This window comes from Escherichia sp. KCJ4928, assembly GCF_004352695.1.
In the GTDB taxonomy this organism is placed as follows: domain Bacteria; phylum Pseudomonadota; class Gammaproteobacteria; order Enterobacterales; family Enterobacteriaceae; genus ECMA0423.
Window position 1 is genome coordinate 1 of the sequence record NZ_SJWV01000622.1, and the last position, 419, is coordinate 419.

The 419-nt window shown below is 34.8% G+C and carries 1 pseudogene; it reads left to right on the forward strand.

Annotated elements, in window-relative coordinates:
- Nucleotides 1–419: pseudogene (wzx, locus tag E0D98_RS25920) on the forward strand (O88 family O-antigen flippase); the annotation flags it as partial.

Below are 419 nucleotides of genomic sequence, written 5' to 3' on the forward strand. Positions count from 1 at the left end.
TTACAATTCAGGTTGGGGTTTTGATCGGTATTTTTGGCATTGGTCTTCAGGTTACAGTAGGGCGTTTTGTCGCCCTTCATTTAAATAATCAACAGAAACTTCAAAAGACAATGCATCAGTCATTGTTTTTTGTGTTACTGCTCAGTTTGGTATGTATGGGGGGAATATTCTTTTTAGCAAAATTCTTTTTCTCATTTTTCCCTGAAGTATCAGAAACCAGTACTAATGCTAAGCACATTCTTATATTAATTGGTGGTTCATTTGTTATTAATAATATGTTCTCTCCCTTCGTTGGCTATTTTACTGGTATTGAGCGTAATGATATAACAGCTGGCATAAATATATTGTTTAAAGTAATTCTGGGTACGTCGATTCTGTTGCTTGTCCACCATGGTCTTGAAGTTATTGCATGGATTTAT